The following is a 20,410-nucleotide window of genomic DNA, read 5'->3' on the forward strand; positions in this document are numbered from 1 at the left end:
TTTTAGTATTTACTTCATATTACTTCAGGTATTCACCCGTACGCAGAGCTTCAATTCGTTTATCCAGCGGCGGGTGAGTCATGAACAACTCACTGAGCGATTTCGACTTACCGTTAATGCAGAAAGCCATCATGCTGGTTGCTTCTTGCGGTTCATAGCTGGTTTTCAGGCGCTGCAGCGCGGCAATCATTTTCTCGCGACCAACCAGTTTTGCCGAACCGGCATCAGCATGGAATTCACGATGACGCGAGAACCACATGGTGATAATGCTCGCAAGAATACCAAACACCAGTTCCAGAACCGTTGCAACCGCAAAGTAGATCAGCGGGTTGCCGTTGCTCTCTTCACCTTCATCACGATTTCCGCCCATAAAACCCGCGGCAAGCTGCGCCAGAATACGGGAAATAAAGATAACGAAGGTGTTCACCACGCCCTGAATCAGCGTCATGGTGACCATATCACCATTGGCGATGTGGCTGATTTCGTGAGCAATTACCGCCTCGGCTTCATCCGGGCTCATGTTCTGCAGCAAACCGGTGCTGACAGCAACCAGAGAGGCATCACGGCGCGCACCGGTTGCAAAAGCGTTGATGTCCGGCGCATGGTAGATAGCCACTTGCGGCATAGCGATCCCTGCCTGACGAGCCTGGGTTGCTACAGTATTAACCAGCCAACGTTCCCTTTCGTTACGCGGTTGCTCGATCACTTCCCCGCCAACAGATCGTAATGCCATCCATTTGGACATCAGAAGCGAAACGAAGGAACCACCAAAACCGAACAGCAAGGCCATGATCATCAGCCCCTGAACGCTGCTCGACTGTATCCCTGTCAGGCTCAGTACCAGCCCGAAAACGACCATTACGGCCAGGTTCGTTAGCAGGAAGAGCGCGATTCGCATCATAATTTTCTTTTTACCTCAGTTTAACAAAACGCAATATGCGATACCCACATCGTATGGGTTACGCGACTATTTTCAAGTCTGGATAGTGCGTAAGTCACCAGAAAGACACAACTTTACATTTTGTAGCATCTGATTTACGGCATCTTGCCGCTGTTAAAAAATCAGGCACAATTTCTTGTGCCTGATTGATATTACTTGACGGGAGCGGGTTGTTCCGCGGGTCTGGCTTTTTCAAGCTTCGCCAGATCGAGTGCGATATTCACCGTCTCATCCAGATAAGGATCCGGCTCCTGGTAATCTTTAGGTAGATCATCCAGCTTCTTCAACTCCGGTTTACCTTCGCGTTTAAAGCGTTCGTTCAAACGCGCCAGACGCGTCGCATCATCTTCATTATTCTCTTTCTCACGCACAGCGTAGTTCAGAGAAACGATATTGCGCTTGTCCTTCATAGCGTTGAAGCGCGCGATATCCTTCATGATGTTCTGGAACTCAGGATCTTTCGCGATACGCGCATTATGTTCCTTCAGCAGCTCCGGCCCAAAGGCCGTTAAATCGCCTGATTTCACATAAGTCGCGGCATCAATGCTATCCCACGGCAGCGCGTTATCTTCGAATTTCTCACCCGTTTCCGTTTCTTCATTACCCGTCGGCATGATGATGTCTGGCGTTACGCCTTTACGTTGCGTACTGCCGCCGTTAACGCGATAGAATTTCTGGATCGTGTACTGCACAGAACCCAGCGCTGGCCATTCAGGACGTAACATCTGATCGTAAATACGGTTCAATGAACGGTATTGCTGAACGGTGCCTTTACCAAACGTCGGTTCACCCACAACCAGCGCACGACCGTAATCCTGCATTGCCGCGGCAAAGATTTCTGAAGCCGAAGCACTGAAACGGTCAACCAGTACCACCAGCGGGCCTTTATAGAACACCTGCCCGTCGGTATCGCTGTCTTCACGAACCTTGCCGTTGTTATCGCGGACCTGAACAATGGGACCCGCAGGAATAAACAGACCTGAGAGCGATACCGCTTCGGTCAACGCCCCACCGCCATTGCTACGCAGGTCGATGATCACACTGCTGACATTCTGTTTTTCCAGTTTCTGCAGTTGAACTTTGACATCGTCTGTCAAACCCACATAGAAGCCCGGAATATCCAGCACGCCGACTTTCTCTTTACCGACGGTCTTCACCGACATTTTAACCGCGCGGTCTTCGAGACGAATACGTTCACGGGTCAATGTTACAGTGCGGGTCTTGGTCCCTTTACCAGCAGGTAAAATTTCCAGACGAACTTTACTGCCCTTCGGCCCTTTAATTAAGGCAACCACATCATCAAGACGCCAGCCAATCACGTCAACCATCGGCTTGCCTGTTTGACCAACACCGACAATTTTGTCACCAACGCTGATAGCTTTACTCTTCGCTGCCGGACCACCTGCCACCATCGAATTGATAACGGTGTAGTCATCATCCATTTGCAGCACTGCGCCAATACCTTCCAGCGACAAACTCATTTCAGTGTTGAACTGTTCGGTATTACGCGGGGAAAGATAGTTGGTATGCGGGTCGATTTCACGCGCAAACGCCGTCATTGCCAGCGAGAAAACATCTTCGCTGTTGGTTTGCGCCAGACGACGAATGGCAAATTTGTAGCGGCGTGTCAGGGTTTCACGAATTTCTTTATCCGTTTTTCCTGCCAGCTTCAGGCTTAACTCGTCGAATTTGACTTTACTGTCCCACAGCGCGTTCAACTCAGCCTCGTTTTTCGGCCAGGGCGCTTTGCTGCGGTCAAGGTTATAAGTGTCGTTGCCGGTGAAATCCATCGGCTTTTCCAGTACCGACAAAGCGTACTGGTAACGCTCAAAACGGCGCTTTTGCGCCAGATTGTAGAGATCGTAGAAAACGTCGAGTTTGCCTGAACGCAGTTCATCGCCTAACTCGGTTTTCTTTTTCGCGAACTGTTCAACATCGCTTGCCAGCAGCACGTTGTGGCTGTAATCGAGCAGATTCAGGTAGCGGTCAAAGATTTTGGCCGAAAATGCCTGATCGAGGTCGAACTGGCGATAATGAGAACGGGTGAAGCGCGACGTTACGCGCTCACTTACCGTCGCATGCTGCGTCTCTTCCTTTAATACCGGAATTTGATCAGCACGCGTGATATCTTCTACAGCGAAGGTCTGGCCTGCTATTGCAAGCAGGCCAGCTAACGCGGTAAGCCTAAAAAACATGTTCATGCCTGGCCCGGCCTCCGTTTCAGAACACCAGGTGTTCTGCGCGCACAATCAAAGACATACCCGAATTCAGCTGGACGCGGACGCCGTCTTTGGTGATTTCTAATACGGTGGCATCCATCGCGTTTTGACCCGCTTTCACCTTCAGGGCTTGTCCGACAGTCAGAGCTGAAATGTCAGAAACCGGGGTGTGCTGTTCTTCGCGAGGTGCTTTTACTGTTTTTGGCGCTTTCTCTACCGGCTTTTGCGCACGAGGTTTACGTTCAGCGCCTTCTTTGCGGCGTGGCGTGGTCGGACGTGGCTTGCGTTCGCGGCGCGGTGCGTCTTCTTTCTCACCAGCAGCTGCGGCAGCTTCGCGTTTTTTCGCTTGCTGTTCAGCACGCTGTGCCTGAACACGCGCTTTCGCTTCTTCAAGCTGCTTGCGAGCATGCTCTACATGTTGCTCGTCCAGCTCACCGCATGGGTTGCCGTCAAGATCGACACGCGTTGCGCCGGGTTTAACACCGTAAAGATAACGCCAGCTCGAAGTGTAGAGACGTAAAGCGGATCGTAATTGCGTTTTGCTCAGGTTCATTTCCCCGGCAACACGATCGACCAAATCCTGAAAAATACCGATTTTCAGCGGACGCGCTTCACCTTCCGCACTGAAACAGTGGGGAAAACGTTCGGCCAGAAACGCGATTACTTCTTTACTGCTATTCAACTTAGGTTGATTTTCCATGAAATTTCCTGATTACAACGGACGTAGCCAACAAGCGCAGGCATGAACAGGCGTCATTATAATGACGCTACCAGTAAATGCTACGTTATCCGTTGATTATCCTGCGACGCTCGCAAAGAATTTTTTGTAATCCGTCGTTGCAAGCACTTTTTCAAGCTGTGCCACAAGCTGACGTAAGCCTTGCTCGTCCTCGTCTGTAAAGCGACCGAAGACGGTACTATCGATGTCAAGAACACCAATAATCTGATTTTTCACCACCAGCGGCAGAACAATTTCAGAATTACTCGCCGCATCACAGGCAATATGCCCGTCAAACGCGTGAACATCCTCGATACGCTGCACTTGATTGCGGGCAACCGCAGTGCCGCACACCCCGCGCCCGACGGGTATCCGGACACAGGCAATTTTGCCCTGAAATGGTCCGAGTACCAGTGTATCGTCCTCAAGCAAATAAAAACCTGCCCAGTTTACGTCAGTGAGACGCTCGTATAACAACGCACTGGTGTTCGCAAGCGTTGCCAGAAAACTGGTTTCTCCCGCCATCAGCGCGTTAAAGTCGCGATTTAAATCCGCGTAAAATTCTGTTTTGTTCATTATATAATCACTTGTTTGTCTTACCTGGAACTGCCAGCCTATTAAAATAAGCATTAAATGCGTTAATGCTCAAGATCATTCCCATCATGGGTTAAGATTAATGTTAATTCTTATTACATTTGGCACGTCATGGCTCTTAACACACCACAAATTACGCCGACAAAAAAGATAACAGTGAGGGCAATCGGCGAGGAACTGCCGCGTGGTGATTACCAACGTTGCCCGCAATGTGACATGCTGTTTAGCCTGCCCGAGATAAATTCTCATCAGAGTGCCTATTGTCCGCGCTGTCAGGCAAAAATTCGCGACGGGCGCGACTGGTCGCTAACGCGCCTGGCGGCAATGGCTTTCACCATGCTGTTGCTGATGCCGTTTGCCTGGGGCGAACCGCTGTTGCATATCTGGCTGTTAGGTATTCGTATCGACGCCAACGTCATGCAAGGCATCTGGCAAATGACCAAACAGGGCGATACGATAACGGGGGCGATGGTCTTTTTCTGCGTTATTGGTGCCCCCCTCATTCTGGTGTCCTCCATAGCATATTTATGGTTTGGTAACCGACTGGGAATGAATTTACGTCCGGTACTGCTGATGCTTGAGCGACTTAAAGAGTGGGTAATGCTGGATATCTACCTGGTCGGCATTGGCGTTGCTTCTATAAAGGTACAGGATTATGCCCATATCCAGGCGGGTGTCGGCTTGTTCTCTTTTGTGGCGTTGGTGATTTTAACGACGGTGACGTTGTCACATCTTAATGTCGAGGAGCTGTGGGAGCGATTTTATCCGCAGCGCCCCGCTACGCGTAGGGACGAGAAACTTCGTGTCTGTCTTGGGTGCCATTTTACCGGCTATCCTGATCAGCGTGGTCGCTGCCCGCGTTGCCATATCCCGCTACGCCTGCGTCGCCGTCATAGTTTGCAAAAATGCTGGGCGGCGCTGTTAGCGTCAATCGTTTTGTTGTTACCTGCCAACCTGTTGCCTATTTCTATCATTTATCTGAACGGAGGACGGCAGGAAGATACAATTCTTTCCGGAATTATGTCGCTGGCAAGTAGCAACATTGCGGTTGCGGGAATCGTGTTTATCGCCAGTATTCTGGTACCGTTTACTAAAGTGATCGTCATGTTCACTTTACTGTTGAGCATTCATTTTAAATGCCAGCAAGGTTTACGCACACGCATTCTGTTACTGCGGATGGTGACCTGGATTGGTCGCTGGTCGATGCTCGACCTGTTTGTCATATCTTTAACCATGTCGCTGATTAATCGCGATCAGATCCTCGCTTTTACTATGGGACCGGCTGCGTTTTATTTTGGCGCAGCCGTAATTTTGACTATTCTTGCTGTGGAATGGCTGGACAGCCGCTTACTTTGGGATGCACATGAGTCAGGAAACGCCCGCTTCGACGACTGAAGCGCAGATTAAAAATAAACGCCGTATCTCACCTTTCTGGCTGCTGCCTTTCATCGCGCTAATGATTGCCGGTTGGCTGATTTGGGACAGTTATCAGGACCGGGGTAATACCGTCACCATCGACTTTATGTCGGCGGATGGTATTGTCCCGGGCCGTACGCCTGTTCGTTATCAGGGCGTTGAAGTCGGAACAGTGCAGGATATCAGCCTCAGCGACGATCTTCGTAAGATTGAAGTCAAGGTCAGCATCAAGTCCGATATGAAAGATGCGCTGCGCGAAGAGACTCAATTCTGGCTGGTGACGCCAAAAGCATCGTTGGCAGGTGTCTCTGGGCTGGACGCCCTCGTCGGTGGGAACTATATCGGCATGATGCCGGGTAAAGGTAAAGAGCAGGATCACTTTGTCGCACTCGATACCCAACCGAAATATCGGCTGGACAATGGCGATCTGATGATCCACCTGCAAGCCCCCGATCTCGGTTCGCTGAACAGCGGTTCATTGGTCTATTTCCGCAAGATCCCGGTGGGAAAAGTCTACGACTATGCCATCAATCCCAACAAACAAGGCGTGGTGATTGATGTCCTGATCGAGCGGCGTTTTACCGATCTGGTGAAAAAAGGTAGCCGTTTCTGGAACGTTTCCGGCGTTGATGCCAATGTCAGTATCAGTGGCGCGAAGGTGAAACTGGAAAGCCTGGCGGCACTGGTTAACGGTGCGATTGCCTTCGATTCACCAGAAGAGTCGAAACCTGCCGAGGCGGAAGATACCTTTGGTCTGTATGAAGACCTCGCCCATAGCCAGCGTGGCGTAATAATAAAACTGGAACTGCCGAGTGGGGCCGGATTAACCGCCGACTCGACGCCATTAATGTATCAGGGACTGGAAGTCGGACAGCTAACTAAACTGGATTTAAATCCTGGTGGTAAAGTCACTGGGGAAATGACAGTTGATCCCAGCGTCGTTACCCTGCTTCGTGAAAATACCCGCATCGAATTACGTAATCCGAAATTATCCCTTAGCGATGCCAATCTCAGCGCCCTGCTGACTGGCAAAACCTTCGAGTTGGTACCCGGCGATGGCGAGCCACGCAAAGAGTTCGTTGTTGTGCCAGGCGAAAAAGCACTGCTGCATGAACCTGATGTTCTGACGCTGACCCTGACCGCGCCGGAAAGTTACGGTATTGATGCTGGTCAGCCGCTCATTCTTCACGGCGTGCAGGTAGGCCAGGTTATCGATCGTAAACTCACCAGCAAAGGCGTCACCTTTACCGTCGCCATCGAGCCTCAGCATCGAGAACTGGTAAAAGGCGATAGCAAATTTGTCGTCAACAGCCGTGTCGACGTGAAGGTGGGGCTGGATGGCGTTGAGTTTCTCGGTGCCAGCGCCTCAGAATGGATTAACGGCGGGATACGTATTCTGCCGGGCGATAAAGGCGAGATGAAAGCCAGCTATCCACTGTATGCCAATCTGGAAAAAGCGCTGGAGAACAGCCTTAGCGATTTACCCACCACAACCGTGAGTTTGAGTGCAGAGACGCTGCCGGATGTGCAGGCAGGATCGGTAGTGCTGTACCGTAAATTTGAAGTTGGTGAAGTTATTACCGTGCGTCCGCGAGCTAACGCGTTTGATATCGATCTGCATATTAAGCCGGAGTATCGCAACCTTCTGACCAGCAATAGCGTGTTCTGGGCAGAAGGCGGGGCGAAAGTTCAGCTGAATGGTAGTGGCCTGACCGTACAGGCATCCCCGCTCTCCAGAGCATTAAAAGGGGCTATTAGCTTCGATAACCTCAGTGGTGCCAGCGCCAGTCAGCGTAAAGGCGACAAACGTATTCTGTATGCTTCCGAAACAGCGGCCCGTGCGGTTGGTGGGCAGATTACGCTTCACGCTTTCGATGCCGGAAAACTGGCGGTCGGGATGCCAATTCGCTATCTCGGTATTGATATCGGGCAAATCCAGACGCTGGATCTGATTACCGCGCGCAATGAAGTACAGGCAAAGGCGGTGCTCTATCCGGAATATGTCCAGACCTTTGCTCGCGGTGGTACGCGCTTCTCAGTGGTCACACCGCAAATTTCGGCAGCTGGCGTTGAGCATCTTGATACTATCCTCCAGCCGTATATCAACGTCGAACCAGGCCGGGGCAATCCTCGCCGCGACTTTGAATTACAAGAGGCCACCATTACTGATTCGCGTTACCTGGATGGCTTAAGCATTATTGTTGAAGCGCCGGAAGCCGGTTCGTTAGGTATTGGTACGCCTGTGCTGTTCCGTGGTCTGGAAGTCGGTACGGTTACAGGAATGACGCTGGGGACATTGTCAGATCGCGTGATGATTGCGATGCGCATCAGTAAACGCTATCAACACCTGGTGCGTAACAATTCCGTCTTCTGGTTGGCATCGGGTTACAGTCTGGACTTTGGTCTGACGGGCGGCGTAGTGAAAACCGGCACCTTTAACCAGTTTATCCGTGGCGGCATCGCCTTCGCCACGCCTCCGGGTACGCCACTGGCACCGAAAGCCCAGGAAGGCAAACACTTCCTGTTGCAGGAAAGTGAACCGAAAGAGTGGCGTGAATGGGGAACTGCGCTTCCCAAATAATGCCCACTGCTCCGGCGTGCCTGCGCCGGAGCGTTTATGCTAAACTGCGCGCCTGTTTTTTTGCCAGTGGTACATGCTCGTGGCCCAACACACCGTTTATTTCCCGGACGCCTTTCTGACACAAATGCGCGAAGCGATGCCTTCGACGCTCTCATTTGATGATTTTCTTGCCGCCTGTCAGCGCCCGTTGCGCCGCAGCATTCGCGTTAATACGCTGAAAATCTCCGTTGCTGATTTCCTGCAATTAACCGCTCCTTATGGCTGGACGCTTACGCCAATTCCGTGGTGTGAAGAAGGTTTCTGGATTGAACGCGACAATGAAGATGCATTGCCATTGGGTAGTACCGCCGAGCATTTAAGCGGCCTGTTTTATATTCAGGAAGCCAGTTCAATGTTGCCCGTTGCCGCCTTGTTTGCTGACGATAATGCACCACAGCGGGTGATGGATGTCGCAGCTGCGCCAGGCTCCAAAACGACGCAAATTGCCGCGCGGATGAATAACGAAGGGGCAATCCTTGCCAATGAGTTTTCCGCCAGTCGGGTAAAAGTGTTACATGCCAATATCAGCCGCTGTGGCATCAGTAATGTTGCGCTCACACATTTTGATGGCCGCGTGTTTGGTGCGGCAGTGCCAGAAATGTTCGATGCCATTTTGCTGGACGCTCCCTGCTCTGGCGAAGGCGTGGTGCGTAAAGATCCCGATGCGCTAAAAAACTGGTCACCAGAAAGCAATCAGGAAATCGCAGCTACACAACGGGAGCTTATCGACAGCGCCTTTCATGCATTACGTCCTGGTGGTACGCTGGTTTACTCGACCTGTACCTTAAACCAGGAAGAAAACGAAGCCGTTTGCCTGTGGCTGAAAGAGACTTACCCCGACGCAGTAGAGTTTTTACCACTTGGCGATCTCTTCCCTGGTGCAAACAAAGCGCTGACCGAAGAAGGCTTTTTGCATGTTTTCCCACAAATTTACGACTGCGAAGGCTTCTTCGTTGCTCGTCTGCGTAAAACTCAGGCGATTCCCGCCTTACCCGCCCCCAAATACAAAGTGGGCAATTTCCCGTTCAGCCCGGTGAAAGATCGCGAAGCTGGACAAATTCGTCAGGCGGCTGCAGGTGTTGGCTTAAACTGGGATGAAAACCTGCGCCTCTGGCAGCGTGACAAAGAACTGTGGTTGTTCCCGGTGGGCATTGAAGCCCTGATCGGTAAAGTCCGATTTTCTCGGTTGGGGATTAAACTTGCCGAGACGCACAACAAAGGTTATCGCTGGCAGCATGAAGCGGTTATTGCTCTTGCCTCACCCGATAATATGAATGCATTCGAGCTGACACCGCAGGAAGCGGAGGAGTGGTATCGCGGGCGCGATGTTTACCCGCAAGCCGCGCCAGTGGCGGATGATGTATTGGTTACTTTCCAGCATCAACCGATTGGTTTAGCCAAACGGATTGGTTCGCGATTGAAAAACAGCTATCCGCGTGAACTGGTGCGCGATGGGAAACTTTTTACCGGTAACGCCTGACAGCGCACAAAAAAAGCGCACTTTTTGACTGGCACATTCGGCTGCCTCAACTAGGCTGAAAAATGGTGCGATCGGACTGGTCGTACCACAATCGGCAGCTAAATGGAGAGCACGAAGATGAAAACCAGTGTGCGCATAGGCGCTTTTGAAATCGACGACGGCGAATTACACGGTGAATCGCCAGGTGATCGAACGTTAACCATTCCTTGTAAATCTGACCCCGATTTATGTATGCAACTGGATGCCTGGGATGCTGAAACCAGTATCCCTGCCCTGCTAAATGGCGAACACTCTGTCCTTTACCGTACCCGTTACGATCAACAATCTGATGCCTGGATTATGCGTCTTGCCTGATCCAAAAAGAACCCGTCGGCATGGCGGGTTATTTGTCCTGGTTATTCCCCCGTTGTAAAATCTCTCCTAAACTTAACGGTACGGCACCACACTTCGGGGATGAAATGTTCGCGCTGGTACTTTTTGTTTGCTACCTGGATGGCGGTTGTGAAGATATTGTTGTGGATGTCTACAACACGGAACAGCAGTGTCTTTATTCTATGAGCGATCAACGGATCCGCCATGGCGGTTGTTTTCCGATTGAGGATTTTATAGATGGTTTCTGGCGACCAGCACAGGAGTATGGTGATTTTTAATTATTGCAATTGCACAAGAGTCAGTTCGCCCCCAAAGACAGCACCGGTATCAATATAATGCAGGTTGCCAATATCCACGCGATGTCGCAACGGTGTATGACCAAACCAGAAATGATCAGCACCTGTAATTCCCTGCCCTTTTTGGCGTTCACCTAATCGCGAGCGGCTCCACAAGACCTGATGCAAATCAACGTCCTTTTGCCATTCATAAACATCATCTGGATAATCGGCATGAGCAATAACATGTTTGCCGGTACGACTGTGTACTTCAAGAATAAAGGGCAAATGCTGACATTTTTCCAGCGCCGTTTTCGCTTGTTTCTGTTGATTATCTGCCAGCGCAATAAACCAGTCGCCGCCATTCATCAACCACAAAGACATCTGCTGGGATGCCAGCGCATCCATCGCCATCTGTTCATGATTGCCTCTTACCGCACAAACCCAATGTTGTTCCAGTAACTGCAGACAACGTAAACTTTGCGGCCCACGATCGATAACGTCTCCTACTGAGATAAGTAAATCTCGCCACGGATCAAAACGACAATGCCATAATTTGCGGCGCAACTGCTCAAGACAACCGTGTATATCGCCAGAAAGCCAGATATGTCGCCATTGATGACCCGCAATTCTCTGATAAACGGGCGCAGGCTGTTTCATCAATATTTTCCTCCCGCGCTAAAGATCACATAATCTTAACAAGAATGTTAAAAAACGCTGGACTCAGACAGTAGAGTGTGTGTTATGGTTGACTATAAAGTCAGCGAAGGAAATGCTTCTGGCTTTTAACAGATAAAAAGAGACCGAACACGATTCCTGTATTCGGTCCAGGGAAATGGCTCTTGGGAGAGAGCCGTGCGCTAAAAGTTGGCATTAATGCAGGCTTAGTTGCCTTGCCCTTTAAGAATAGATGACGACGCCAGGTTTTCCAGTTTGCGTGCAAAATGGTCAATAAAAAGCGTGGTGGTCATCAGCTGAAATGTTAAAAACCGCCCGTTCTGGTGAAAGAACTGAGGCGGTTTTTTTATTGGAAATCAAAAGGCTATTTTAGGTAATTAACAGAGTTTTTCAGCTCGTTCTATAAACGGTGCCAGACTCATTTTTTCGCCGGGATTGTTAGGATCATCAATCTGAATCACCGAAATGGGTTGGGCTTTAGTCTTCCCACTGGCAACTTCCTTTTGTGCGATATCGTTTAAAGGATACTGCACGAGGGTACTTGGGTTGATGACATACAAAGCATTACCCGGTCGGCAAGTCAGCATCACCTCTTCGCGATTAAACGCCCATTTGTCTTTACCCACTTCAAAACGGCTGACGGTAATCACCTGCGGTGCAGCCAGCGCCGCTGCAGAACTGGTGAGTAACAGAAACGCCAGAATACTTTTTTTCATCATTTTCGTAATCCATCAAAAAGGTTCGAGAGTCGCAAGCAGGCTGATGATCACCAGCACTACCGCACCTATCGCCCATTCGAGTTTAGTCATCCACACAAACCAGGGTGCCGCACGATCTTCATCCTGCCTCATGCGCGGTACAAGAACATAACGATTAGCCAGCGCAATGACCACCATAATCATCACCAGGATGGCTTTGAGCAATAAGAGTTGGCCCCAGTAAGTCGTTAGCGTGGGGGGAAATCCGGTAATCAACAATGCATTAAGCACGCCGCTTGCCAGTACGCCGATCACCGCAAAATGCCCGCACCAGGAAAAACGCATCAGCGCCTGAATAGCCTGGTGTCGCCAACGGCCTTTGATGAGTTGCATACACCAGAGCACCGGCAGTAATCCCCCAAACCACGCCGCCGCACAAATCAGGTGAATCGCGTGATTAGTCTGATGGATTTTCGCCGTTACCCCTTCATTCAGCGTCGCATGCCCGATTCCCGCCAGCAGAATAAATTGCGCGGTAGTGAGCATAAACAGCAAACGTGGCATATTCCGCGGTTGCATAAGGGCGACGATCAACGTTACGAGGGCGAGAACAATTTGCCATAACCAGACGCCACCAAACTGCGTTTGCAAAACAGCCTGCCAAATGTTTGGCGAAAATACATCTGCCCATCCCGTTCCCATCAACCCGCCCTGAACGGCGAGCATTGCAGTGGCACTGATCAAACTCCAGACGGCAGCGTGCTGTTGTAAACGCAGAAAACGCTTCGCCAGCAAGCGACGAATCGTTAAGGGGGCCAGCCAGGCACCGTACATTGCGAAGCCAAAGACCAGCATCAGCGAGGTGAAATGGATAAATCGCAGCGCGATCCAGGTAAACGCCAGCATGATTTATTTCACGCTAAAGGTGTAGTGTCCTTTCGTTTTATGCCCGTCCACCGAAACAACATGCCAGTCAACGATGTAGGTTCCGGGTTTCAGCGAATCGGCCAGTGGAACAATCAGTTGCTTTTGGTCCTGCTCATTTCGCTTCGCCGGTAATGTTTTAATATTTTCGTTTTTTGGCCCCGTGATTTTTGCACCACTGAATCCTGTTTCAACACCTTCCGAGAAGTTTAAAGTGATTGCCTGCGGTGCAGCTGTCACTTGCGCGTTTGCCGCAGGATACTGATGCGTTAAATGCGCATGTGCCCAGACGGAAGGTGTCACCAACGAAGTGGTCAGGATTGCCAGCGCGTAGCGAAGGGAGCGTGCAGTTGAAGTCATATTATCTATTCCTTTTTGTAATAACTTTTTTACAGAGCATAACCTTGTCTAATGTCTGAGTCGAGGATCATCAATTCCGGCTTGCCATCCTGGCTCACTCTTAGTAACTTTTGCCCGCGAATGATGAGGAGATTAAGAATGCTGAAGAATCTGGCTAAACTGGATCAAACAGAAATGGATAAAGTGAATGTCGATTTGGCGGCGGCCGGGGTGGCATTTAAAGAACGCTACAATATGCCGGTGATCGCTGAAGCGGTTGAACGTGAACAGCCTGAACATTTGCGCAGCTGGTTTCGCGAGCGGCTTATTGCCCACCGTTTGGCTTCGGTCAATCTGTCACGTTTACCTTACGAGCCCAAACTTAAATAAAACTTATACAGAGTTACACTTTCTTACATAACGCCTGCTAAATTATGAGTATTTTCTAAACCGCACCCATAATTTGCAGTCATTTTGAAAAGGAAGTCATTATGTCGTTCTGGAAAGTTGCAGCAGCGCAATATGAGCCTCGTAAAACCTCACTCACCGAACAGGTAGCTCATCATCTGGAGTTTGTGAGGGCCGCCGCCAGGCAACAATGTCAGCTGTTAGTTTTTCCATCGCTTTCTTTACTGGGGTGTGATTATTCGCGACGTGCCCTTCCTGCCCCACCCGATCTCTCACTGTTAGACCCGCTTTGTTATGCCGCAACGACCTGGCGAATGACCATCATTGCCGGCCTTCCCGTTGAATATAACGATCGCTTTATTCGTGGAATTGCGGTGTTCGCACCGTGGCGAAAAACGCCTGGGATCTACCATCAGAGTCATGGTGCATGTCTGGGTCGTCGTTCCAGAACCATCACGGTGGTCGATGAACAACCGGAAGGTATGGATATGGACCCGACCTGTTCACTGTTTACTACAGGGCAATGTCTGGGAGAACCCGACCTGCTGGCGTCGGCCCGTCGCTTACAATTTTTTTCACATCAGTACTCGATTGCCGTGCTGATGGCAAATGCCCGTGGTAACAGTGCACTATGGGATGAATATGGTCGTCTCATCGTTCGCGCCGATCGTGGTTCATTATTGTTAGTCGGTCAGCGTTCATCACAGGGTTGGCAAGGCGATATCATTCCATTACGCTAGGCTTTTTCGGCCTGGAGCATGCCATGTTGCGCATTATCGATACAGAAACCTGCGGTTTGCAGGGAGGGATCGTTGAGATTGCCTCTGTTGATGTCATTGACGGAAAAATCGTCAACCCCATGAGCCACCTGGTGCGCCCCGATCGTCCTATTAGTCCACAAGCGATGGCGATTCATCGCATCACCGAAGCCATGGTCGCCGATAAACCGTGGATTGAAGATGTGATCCCACACTATTACGGTAGTGAATGGTATGTCGCGCATAACGCCAGCTTTGACCGCCGCGTACTGCCTGAGATGCCCGGTGAGTGGATTTGCACTATGAAACTGGCCCGTCGTTTGTGGCCTGGGATCAAGTACAGCAATATGGCGTTATATAAAACACGCAAGCTCAATGTACAGACGCCGCCGGGCCTGCATCATCACCGCGCGTTGTATGACTGTTATATCACCGCCGCGTTGCTTATCGATATTATGAACACCTCCGGCTGGACGGCAGAACAGATGGCCGATATCACCGGACGTCCGTCGTTGATGACGACCTTCACCTTTGGCAAATACCGTGGCAAAGCGGTTTCCGACGTTGCCGAACGCGATCCGGGCTATCTGCGCTGGTTATTTAATAACCTGGACAGCATGAGCCCGGAGCTGCGTTTAACACTGAAACATTATCTGGAAAATACTTAGTCCGCAGGCGTAGCGGGTAATGTTCCCTGCGCCAGCGCGACCAGAAAAGCATATTCCATCGCTACGCCTTCGTACGATTTAAAGCGACCAGATTTACCGCCATGGCCTGAGTCCATGTCGGTACAGAGCAATAAAAGATGGTCATCGGTTTTCAGCTCGCGCAATTTAGCGACCCATTTTGCCGGTTCCCAATATTGCACCTGAGAATCGTGCAAACCGGTCGTTACCAGTAAATGCGGATAAGCCTGTGCGGTGACGTTGTCATATGGGCTGTAGCTTTTCATGTACTCGTAATATTGCGGATCCTGCGGATTCCCCCACTCTTCAAACTCACCAGTGGTAAGAGGAATTGATTCATCAAGCATCGTTGTTACAACATCAACAAACGGTACCTGGGCGATAACGCCGTGGAATAATTCCGGGCGTTGATTAATTGCAACGCCCATCAACATGCCCCCCGCACTCCCGCCCATCGCATAACAAAGCGAAGGAGAGCCATAGCCCAGTTTTAACAATGCATCGCAGGCATCAAGATAATCATTAAACGTATTTTTCTTTTTCAGAAATTTTCCGTCTTCGTACCATTGTTGCCCCAGCTCACCACCGCCGCGAACATGGACAATGGCGTAGACAAAGCCACGATCTAACAAACTCAAGCGGCTAAAACTGAAATCGGCATCAATACTTGCGCCGTAAGAACCATAGCCATACACCAGCAACGGGTTGTGTCCTTTGCGAAAATGTTTGCGATGGTAGACCAACGAAACCGGAACTTCGACGCCATCACGGGCGACTATCCACAGGTGTTCACTGCGGTAATTCGCCGCATCAAAACCAGGAACTTCCGTTTGTTTTAATACACGACGCTCACCGGTATCCATATCCAGTTCAAACAAAGTATCTGGTGTGGTCATGGAAGAATAACCATAACGCAATCGCGCGGTTTCAGGTTCTGGATTGTAGGCAATCCAGGTCACATAGGCCGGATCATCAAAGGCAATACCAATGACTTCCCGGGTCTTGCGGTTAATTTGGCGCAAACTGGTTAACCCGCGCTGACGCTCTTCAACCACCAGCCAGTCGGTAAACAGCGTAAACCCTTCCAGCATAATGTTATCGCGTGGCGGAATTAACTCTTCCCACTGTTGCTCATCACGCAGGCGGGTACGGTATAAGCCAAAGTTTTTGCCATGGCGGTTGGAACGCAGATAAAACCGATGCTGGTAGTGATCAAGGCTGTATTCGTGATCTTTGCGGCGCGGCAGAAAAACAAACGGCTCGGCATCGGCCATTTCCGCGTCCAGCAGGCGAACTTCACTGGTGGTGGCGCTGGCCAAATGAATGACTACATAGTGCTTCGAGGTCGTTTTATGCAGGCTGACGTAATAGGTATCGTCTTTTTCTTCGTAGATCAGTTTATCTTGCGATGCTGGCGTACCGATGGCGTGACGCCAGACCTGATAAGGCAGCAGCGTCACCGGATGCTTGCGAACATAGTAGAAAGTCCAGGAGTCATTTGCCCAGACAAAGCTGGGTTCAACGTTATCCAGCAGTTCCGGGTACCAGTTACCAGTTTCCAGATTACGAAAACGAATGCCGTACTGGCGTCGGGAAAGAAAATCTTCTGCCAGCGCCATAATGGTGTTATCGGGCGTAATCGCCATTCCGCCCATCGAATAAAACTCACTATGAGCTGCGCGCTTATTGGCATCGAGCAATGTTTCCCACTCATCCCACTCTTCACTGAATGCCGATTGACGCTGGTAGATAGCATATTCACAGCCTGGTTCATAAATATGCCGATAGCGGTAGCCATTTTTGATGTAGGGCGCAGAAACTTCTCGTTGCGGAATGCGGTCGATGATTTCCTTTAAGATGCGATCCTGCAAGGCTTGTTGTGAGGCCATCACCCGATGACCGTAACTATTTTCTTGTTGCAGGTAGTCCAGGACTTCTGGCTGAGAACGCGTATCGTCCCGCAGCCAGTAGTAATTATCGATGCGCGTATCGCCATGAAGCGTCATGGCGTGGGGAATGCGGGCGGCTTTTGGTAGCATGTTATTGTTCTTTCTGGTTGAAACATCTTATAAGGGTGGCAAAACTCACCGGGGATGCAAGCGAAACAGGGGAGTCATTGCTTAGATGATGACAGGTAATGGCGCGGATATCGAATGTTATGCAGACAGAGAAAATCAGCCTGTTCAAATGGCTGTGCGATTCTGGATAGCCCGAAATAGTCAACTTCAGGCTATCCAGAGAGCGGAATTATTCCGCCAAAGTGCGTTTTTGCTGTTCGAGATCGCGTTCAATGCCGTCACGAACATCCTGGGGGATTTTCAGCGCGTCACCCAGTGCATTCAGGTAACTGCGTTCCATAAAATGGTCAATATCAATAGCCGCGCAACTCAGGAAATAGATTTCCAGCGCCTCTTCTTCATTGCGGACCCCGGTAGCCAGGCGTTGTGGATCCAGCGGTTGTTCGATTGCCTGCTCAATGAGTACACGCCCCTGCTCTTCCACGCCGGCTTCACGCAATTGCTGGTCGATTGCCGCACGTTCTTTGGCATCAATATGACCATCACTTTTAGCGGCAAAGACCAGCGCAAGGATCAAACGTTCTGTACGCTCATCCAGCGGCGTACTTTGCGCGCCAAACTGCGGTTCGTCCTGATGCGCCGCGCGAATTTTATCTTTGTATTTATTCCACAGCACCGTACCCGCTACCGCTCCGCCGCCAACCAGTAACGCGTTGGTGCCATATTTCGTAAGAAGTTTACGTGCTGATTTATTTGCGACCAGCAGCCCAGCCAGTCCGCCTAATGCGCCTGGCACTAACAGTTTGCCCAATCCCTGATCCGCAGACGAGGAGGTAGAAGAACTGCTTTGCCCAAGCAGGGATTGCAGTTGATTTAACCAGTTAGCCATATTTGCTCCTCAATAACCATTTTTAGTGCCTGTAGCATAGCGGATGAGGATGTCAGAAAATGTATATCGAGACAAAAGATGCGCAAATAAGCGGGGCGGTAGGCCGTTATTCAAAGAAATTCGCGCCAGGTAAGGTATTTACTGTATATCAGGTGATAAGGGTATTTTAGGTGAAAGTAGTTTGTCGTTTTGAGTGGCATTGTTTGATGCTGATTGCCCGATGCGACGCTGTTGCGTCTTCTCAGGCCTACGATTGTGGTGCGTTCTGGGGCGGACAAGGCACTCGCGCCGCATCCGCCAACGGTCAATCGAATTATCAGAAGCCATTAACGCCGCTGATATTCCGCCATTCCCGCTTTGCAGTCCACGCTGACCTGGTAATGAATATCGGCACTTTTACCACGCACGGTTAGCGGTACTGACCATTTATCATCTTTACCCTGAATGTCCTGCAAACTGACCCAAGCCACGGGATCGGCCTGACCGACAATTTTTTGATCATCTGCCCAGCGCGCCACGCGATTTTGTTGATAATCACGTTTTACGCTCGCGGCAATTCCGGCAGCATCCAGACCTTCACACTTTGGGAAAGTGACCGACTTGCTGGTTTCATTATTGGCAGCGAAAACTGATGCGCAGGCAGAAACCAACAACAGCCCTAAAAACGCCCCTCTTTTTTTCATGTTTTTCTCCATAGCACAATGATTCAGGAGAAAGCATGGTACAAATTGTCAGGAGCGCAAGTTGCTTCAGACCGCGTGTGAGGCATCTTCCTCTTCGGATTCAGCACCGACGACCTGTGGGGACGGTAATTTGCCGGTTTTCAGAATGGTGCTCAGCACATCTTTTTGTTCTGCCAGCCATAGCGAAAGGGCTTCACGTTGCTCGTCTTCCATTTGCACTGGAGAATTTGTCAGCCAGGTGTCAAGCAGATCCGCCGTATCAAGCATTTTATCATAAGCATCGGCTTCCTTTTTGCTGGTAAACGACATTTTCTCTTCGCCCTCACGAATGACTACGTATTTAACTTCAACCGCCATTTGCAGCCTCTCATAATAACTGTGATTTTATACAGTATATTTCTTTTCGGTTGAGAAATCAACATCAGCAATAAAGACACACGCAAACGTTTTCGTTTATACTGCGCGCGGAATTAATCAGGGGATATTCGTTATGACGTTATTAGGCACTGCGCTGCGTCCGGCAGCAACTCGCGTGATGTTATTAGGCTCCGGTGAACTGGGTAAAGAAGTGGCAATCGAGTGTCAGCGTCTCGGCGTAGAGGTGATTGCCGTCGATCGCTATGCCGACGCACCAGCCATGCATGTCGCGCATCGCTCCCATGTCATTAATATGCTTGATGGTGATGCATTACGCCGTGTGGTTGAACTGGAAAAACCACATTATATCGTGCCGGAGATCGAAGCTATTGCCACCGATATGCTGATCCAACTTGAAGAGGAAGGACTGAATGTTGTCCCCTGCGCTCGCGCAACGAAATTAACGATGAATCGCGAGGGTATCCGTCGCCTGGCGGCAGAAGAGCTGCAGCTGCCCACTTCCACTTATCGTTTTGCCGATAGCGAAAGCCTTTTCCGCGAGGCGGTTGCCGCCATTGGCTATCCCTGCATTGTAAAACCGGTGATGAGCTCTTCCGGCAAGGGGCAGACGTTTATTCGTTCTGCAGAGCAACTTGCTCAGGCATGGGAATACGCTCAGCAAGGCGGTCGCGCCGGAGCGGGCCGCGTAATTGTTGAAGGCGTCGTTAAGTTTGACTTCGAAATTACCCTGCTAACCGTCAGCGCGGTGGATGGCGTCCATTTCTGTGCACCAGTAGGTCATCGCCAGGAAGATGGCGACTACCGTGAATCCTGGCAACCACAGCAAATGAGCCCGCTTGCCCTTGAACGTGCGCAGGAGATTGCCCGTAAAGTGGTGCTGGCACTGGGCGGTTATGGTCTGTTTGGTGTCGAGCTGTTTGTCTGTGGTGATGAGGTGATTTTCAGTGAGGTCTCCCCTCGTCCACATGATACCGGGATGGTGACGTTAATTTCTCAAGATCTCTCAGAGTTTGCCCTGCATGTACGTGCCTTCCTCGGACTTCCTGTTGGCGGGATCCGTCAGTATGGTCCTGCAGCTTCTGCCGTTATTCTGCCACAACTGACCAGTCAGAATGTCACGTTTGATAATGTGCAGAATGCCGTAGGCGCAGATTTGCAGATTCGTTTATTTGGTAAGCCGGAAATTGATGGCAGCCGTCGTCTGGGTGTTGCGCTGGCGACCGCTGAGAGTGTTGTTGACGCCATTGAACGCGCGAAGCACGCCGCCGGACAGGTAAAAGTACAGGGTTAAACCCGGCAAAAAAACGCTACAAAAAT

At 50.5% G+C, this 20,410-nt stretch carries 21 protein-coding genes; 9 read left to right on the forward strand and 12 right to left on the reverse strand.

The features are described from left to right. Positions 1 to 19: 19 nt before the first annotated feature. The 4 genes from htpX to msrC form a co-directional block, all read right to left on the reverse strand. Positions 20 to 901 (reverse strand): protease HtpX, encoded by an 882-nt coding sequence (gene htpX, locus ACJHXA_RS07890; protein ID WP_000984517.1) that lies wholly within the window; start codon positions 899 to 901, stop codon positions 20 to 22. A gap of 191 nt (positions 902 to 1,092) precedes the next feature. Next, on the reverse strand, positions 1,093 to 3,141 hold the full coding sequence (gene prc, locus ACJHXA_RS07895; RefSeq protein WP_001315679.1) for a carboxy terminal-processing peptidase: 2,049 nt from the start codon (positions 3,139 to 3,141) through the stop codon (positions 1,093 to 1,095). Between the two features lie 19 nt (positions 3,142 to 3,160). Further along, entirely contained in the window at positions 3,161 to 3,859 is a 699-nt protein-coding gene (gene proQ / locus ACJHXA_RS07900) for an RNA chaperone ProQ (protein WP_000431370.1), read from the reverse strand. 96 nt (positions 3,860 to 3,955) lie between these two features. Next, positions 3,956 to 4,453 carry an L-methionine (R)-S-oxide reductase gene (gene msrC / locus ACJHXA_RS07905; RefSeq protein WP_001043882.1) on the reverse strand — a complete coding sequence of 166 codons (498 nt, stop codon included), beginning with the start codon at positions 4,451 to 4,453 and terminating at the stop codon, positions 3,956 to 3,958. A gap of 129 nt (positions 4,454 to 4,582) precedes the next feature. Between msrC and yebS the strand changes: the two genes are divergently transcribed. The 5 genes from yebS (at position 4,583) to ACJHXA_RS07930 (ending at position 10,637) form a co-directional block, all read left to right on the forward strand. After that, complete coding sequence (gene yebS / locus ACJHXA_RS07910) at positions 4,583 to 5,866, forward strand: membrane integrity lipid transport subunit YebS (RefSeq protein ID WP_001207283.1); 1,284 nt, start codon at positions 4,583 to 4,585, stop codon at positions 5,864 to 5,866. Next, the gene (yebT, locus tag ACJHXA_RS07915) at positions 5,835 to 8,468 is read left to right on the forward strand and encodes a lipid-binding membrane homeostasis protein YebT (protein ID WP_001297532.1); all 2,634 of its coding nucleotides are present in this window, start codon (positions 5,835 to 5,837) and stop codon (positions 8,466 to 8,468) included. Before yebS ends, yebT begins: the two co-directional genes overlap by 32 nt. 79 nt (positions 8,469 to 8,547) lie before the next feature. Then, entirely contained in the window at positions 8,548 to 9,987 is a 1,440-nt protein-coding gene (rsmF, locus tag ACJHXA_RS07920; RefSeq protein WP_001307251.1) for a 16S rRNA (cytosine(1407)-C(5))-methyltransferase RsmF, read from the forward strand. 117 nt (positions 9,988 to 10,104) lie between these two features. Next, positions 10,105 to 10,341, forward strand: coding sequence for a YebV family protein (locus tag ACJHXA_RS07925; protein WP_001295499.1), 237 nt, complete (start codon positions 10,105 to 10,107; stop codon positions 10,339 to 10,341). A gap of 104 nt (positions 10,342 to 10,445) precedes the next feature. After that, entirely contained in the window at positions 10,446 to 10,637 is a 192-nt protein-coding gene (locus ACJHXA_RS07930; protein WP_001296140.1) for a YebW family protein, read from the forward strand. Here ACJHXA_RS07930 and pphA read toward each other — a convergent pair whose 3' ends face one another. The 4 genes from pphA to yobA form a co-directional block, all read right to left on the reverse strand. Further along, complete coding sequence (gene pphA, locus ACJHXA_RS07935) at positions 10,638 to 11,294, reverse strand: protein-serine/threonine phosphatase (protein ID WP_000812724.1); 657 nt, start codon at positions 11,292 to 11,294, stop codon at positions 10,638 to 10,640. Between the two features lie 395 nt (positions 11,295 to 11,689). Then, entirely contained in the window at positions 11,690 to 12,031 is a 342-nt protein-coding gene (locus tag ACJHXA_RS07940) for a YebY family protein (RefSeq protein ID WP_000976472.1), read from the reverse strand. 12 nt (positions 12,032 to 12,043) lie between these two features. Further along, on the reverse strand, positions 12,044 to 12,916 hold the full coding sequence (gene copD / locus ACJHXA_RS07945; RefSeq protein WP_000879282.1) for a copper homeostasis membrane protein CopD: 873 nt from the start codon (positions 12,914 to 12,916) through the stop codon (positions 12,044 to 12,046). A gap of 3 nt (positions 12,917 to 12,919) precedes the next feature. Then, positions 12,920 to 13,294 (reverse strand): CopC domain-containing protein YobA, encoded by a 375-nt coding sequence (gene yobA / locus ACJHXA_RS07950; protein WP_000204699.1) that lies wholly within the window; start codon positions 13,292 to 13,294, stop codon positions 12,920 to 12,922. Between the two features lie 138 nt (positions 13,295 to 13,432). On the opposite strand from yobA, the gene holE reads away from it, so the two are divergent. The 3 genes from holE to exoX all read left to right on the forward strand — a co-directional run bounded on the left by holE (position 13,433) and on the right by exoX (position 15,107). Continuing rightward, positions 13,433 to 13,663 (forward strand): DNA polymerase III subunit theta, encoded by a 231-nt coding sequence (gene holE, locus ACJHXA_RS07955; RefSeq protein ID WP_000916763.1) that lies wholly within the window; start codon positions 13,433 to 13,435, stop codon positions 13,661 to 13,663. Between the two features lie 101 nt (positions 13,664 to 13,764). Then, positions 13,765 to 14,421, forward strand: coding sequence for a carbon-nitrogen hydrolase family protein YobB (gene yobB / locus ACJHXA_RS07960; RefSeq protein WP_000011652.1), 657 nt, complete (start codon positions 13,765 to 13,767; stop codon positions 14,419 to 14,421). 23 nt (positions 14,422 to 14,444) lie between these two features. Then, a complete protein-coding gene (exoX, locus tag ACJHXA_RS07965; RefSeq protein ID WP_000944256.1) occupies positions 14,445 to 15,107 on the forward strand; it encodes an exodeoxyribonuclease X in 663 nt (220 codons plus the stop codon). On the opposite strand, the gene ptrB is transcribed toward exoX, so the two are convergent. From ptrB to yebG, 4 genes are all read right to left on the reverse strand, one after another. Continuing rightward, positions 15,104 to 17,164, reverse strand: a complete 2,061-nt coding sequence (gene ptrB / locus ACJHXA_RS07970; protein ID WP_000936936.1) for an oligopeptidase B — start codon at positions 17,162 to 17,164, stop codon at positions 15,104 to 15,106. The two genes, exoX and ptrB, sit on opposite strands and share 4 nt — an antisense overlap. A 208-nt stretch (positions 17,165 to 17,372) precedes the next feature. Beyond that, positions 17,373 to 18,032: a tellurite resistance TerB family protein gene (locus ACJHXA_RS07975; protein WP_000024745.1), complete on the reverse strand. Its 660-nt coding sequence runs from the start codon at positions 18,030 to 18,032 to the stop codon at positions 17,373 to 17,375. Positions 18,033 to 18,358: 326 nt separating this feature from the next. Next, complete coding sequence (gene yebF, locus ACJHXA_RS07980; protein ID WP_001295500.1) at positions 18,359 to 18,715, reverse strand: protein YebF; 357 nt, start codon at positions 18,713 to 18,715, stop codon at positions 18,359 to 18,361. A 66-nt stretch (positions 18,716 to 18,781) separates the two neighbouring features. Further along, on the reverse strand, positions 18,782 to 19,072 hold the full coding sequence (gene yebG / locus ACJHXA_RS07985) for a DNA damage-inducible protein YebG (protein WP_137522974.1): 291 nt from the start codon (positions 19,070 to 19,072) through the stop codon (positions 18,782 to 18,784). A gap of 133 nt (positions 19,073 to 19,205) precedes the next feature. Here yebG and purT point away from each other — a divergent pair, with 133 nt between their 5' ends. After that, entirely contained in the window at positions 19,206 to 20,384 is a 1,179-nt protein-coding gene (gene purT, locus ACJHXA_RS07990; RefSeq protein WP_000173474.1) for a formate-dependent phosphoribosylglycinamide formyltransferase, read from the forward strand. Positions 20,385 to 20,410 lie beyond the last annotated feature (26 nt).

Origin of the sequence: Escherichia sp. WS33, assembly GCF_046486385.1 — a bacterium.
GTDB lineage: Bacteria > Pseudomonadota > Gammaproteobacteria > Enterobacterales > Enterobacteriaceae > ECMA0423.